The sequence below is a fragment of the Alienimonas sp. DA493 genome, assembly GCF_043951915.1.
Classification (GTDB): domain Bacteria; phylum Planctomycetota; class Planctomycetia; order Planctomycetales; family Planctomycetaceae; genus Alienimonas.
This window is the reverse complement of record NZ_JBINJD010000292.1, coordinates 1-2,327: the sequence shown is the minus strand read 5'-3', so window position 1 is coordinate 2,327 and position 2,327 is coordinate 1. Positions and strand designations below refer to the sequence as shown.

At 73.0% G+C, this 2,327-nt stretch carries 2 protein-coding genes; both read left to right on the top strand.

Going from position 1 to position 2,327, the window contains the following annotated elements:
* Positions 1-707 (top strand): response regulator (locus ACG2DA_RS22460; protein ID WP_395258891.1); only part of this gene is annotated, 707 nt, incomplete at its 5' end.
* Positions 708-770: 63 nt separating this feature from the next.
* On the top strand, positions 771-2,264 hold the full coding sequence (locus ACG2DA_RS22455) for a sulfatase-like hydrolase/transferase (protein ID WP_395258889.1): 1,494 nt from the start codon (positions 771-773) through the stop codon (positions 2,262-2,264).
* Positions 2,265-2,327: the final 63 nt, after the last annotated feature.

Here is a 2,327-nt window from a genome sequence, read left to right as displayed (position 1 = left end):
GCGACGGCGGCGCCCGGCTGGAAATCGCCGTGCTCGACACCGGCCGCGGCGTCGCCCCGGACCGCTGCGAAGCAATTTTCGAACCCTTCGCCCAGGTCGACGCCGCCACCGAGCGCACCCACGGCGGCACCGGCTTGGGGTTGTCGATCAGCCGCGAACTGGCCCGCGGGCTGGGCGGCGACCTCACCGCCGAGCCCCGCCCCGGCGGCGGCAGCGCCTTCCGCCTCTCCGTCGCCCTCGACGCTCCCGTGCAGCACGCCCCCGACGCCCCAACCCGGTCCCCGCAGCCTGCCTCCCCGCAACCTCAGCCGGCGACGTCTCAGTCCCCGCGAACCGGCGACGGTCGGCGGCTGTTGGCGGCGGACGACGACGAGATCGGCCGGAAGTTCCTGGCGCTGGCCCTGGGCAAGGCCGGCTTCGCCGTGGAGACGGTCGCCGACGGGGCCGAGGCGCTGGCGAAGGCAACCGCCCCGGGCGCCGACTACGCCGCGATCCTGCTGGACATGCAGATGCCGGTAATGGACGGCCTCGCCGCCGCCGCCGCGATGCGGGACGCCGGGCTGACGACGCCGATCCTGGCGATCACCGGCGGGGCCAAAGACGCCGACCGCGACGCCTGCCTGACCGCCGGCTGCACCGCCCACTTCCCCAAGCCCTTCCGCCCCGCCGACCTGCGGGACGCGGTCTGCGACCTGCTGAGCGAATAGGCCTCGCCCCGGCCGGATCGCCCGGGGCGGCGAGCGCCGGCGGGGGGCGGTTAGAGTGGGGGCATGTCCGCCGCGCTCCCCGCCCTGCTCGCCGCCGCCGCCCTCGCCCCGTTCGCTCCGTCGGACGAACCGGCGCCGGGTCCCTCCGACGGAGTCCGGCGGCCGAACGTGGTCGTCGTGTTCATCGACGACATGGGCTGGGCGGACTTCTCCTGCTTCCACGACCGGGACGACGTGCGTCCGCCGATCGAGCCGCGGCCGGAGGAAGCCCGCACGCCGAACGTGGACCGGCTCGCCGCGGAGGGGCTGCGGTTCGGGCGGTTCTACGTGAACTCGCCGATCTGCTCCCCCTCCCGCACGGCGCTGACGACCGGCCAATACCCGCAGCGGTGGCGGATCGGCTCCTACCTCGCCCGGCGCCAGCTCAACGCCGACCGCGGAATCGCAAACTGGCTCGACCCCGCCGCCCCCGTCCTGCCCCGGCGGCTCCAGGAGGCCGGCTACCGCACCGGGCACTTCGGCAAGTGGCACATGGGCGGCCAGCGGGACGTCGGCGAGGCCCCGCTGATCACGCAATACGGCTTCGACGAGAGCCTGACGAACTTCGAGGGCCTCGGCCCCCGCGTACTGCCGTTGTTAAACGCCTACGACGACTCCGAACCGCGGCCGCACGCCCTCGGCTCCGACACGCTCGGCCGCGGGCCGATCGAGTGGCGGAACCGCGACGACGTCACCGCCGCCTTCGTCAGCGACGCCCTGGATTTCATTGACGAATCCCAGGCCGCGAACGAGCCGTTTTATCTCAACCTCTGGCCGGACGACGTGCACACCCCGCTGTTCCCGCCCGCCGCCCGCCGCGGGGACGGGTCGAAGGGGGAAAAATACCGGGGCGTTTTGAAGACGATGGACGCCCAACTCGGCCTGCTGTTCGACCGCATCCGCTACGACGACGCGCTGCGGGAGAACACGCTGATTCTCGTCTGCTCCGACAACGGCCCGGAGCCGGGCGCCGGGTCCGCCGGGCCGCTGCGGGGTTATAAAACGATGCTGTACGAGGGCGGGATTCGCAGCCCGCTGGTCGTGTGGGGGCCGGGGCTGGTCGAGCCGGCGGCGGTCGGGACGTTCGACGACGACAGCACGTTCGCCGCGTTCGACCTCGTCCCCTCCCTGCTGACGGTCTGCGGCGTGGAGCTGGAGGAAGACCCCCGCTTCGACGGGGAGAACCTGGCCGACGTGCTGCTGGGCCGCCGCGACGGCTCCCGATCGGCCCCGTTGTTCTTCCGCCGCCCGCCGGACCGGGACCGCTTTTACGGCGTGGCCGACCTGCCGGACTTGGCCGTGATCGACGCCCCCGAGGGTTCGGCGGACGGCCCCCGCTGGAAGCTGCTGTGCGAATACGACGGCTCCCAAGCGGAGTTGTACGACCTTGCTGCGGACCCCGGGGAGACGACGAACCTCGCCGCGGAGAACCCGGCGGTCACGGCCCGCCTGCGGGACGCCGTCGTCGCCTGGCACGAGTCGCTGCCGCAGGACAAGGGAGAGACGTTCGGACGGTAGGGCGGCGAAGCACTCTGAGTCGGCAGCCCGAGGCGCGAGCCGAGGCCGTGTGAGTTAGCGACA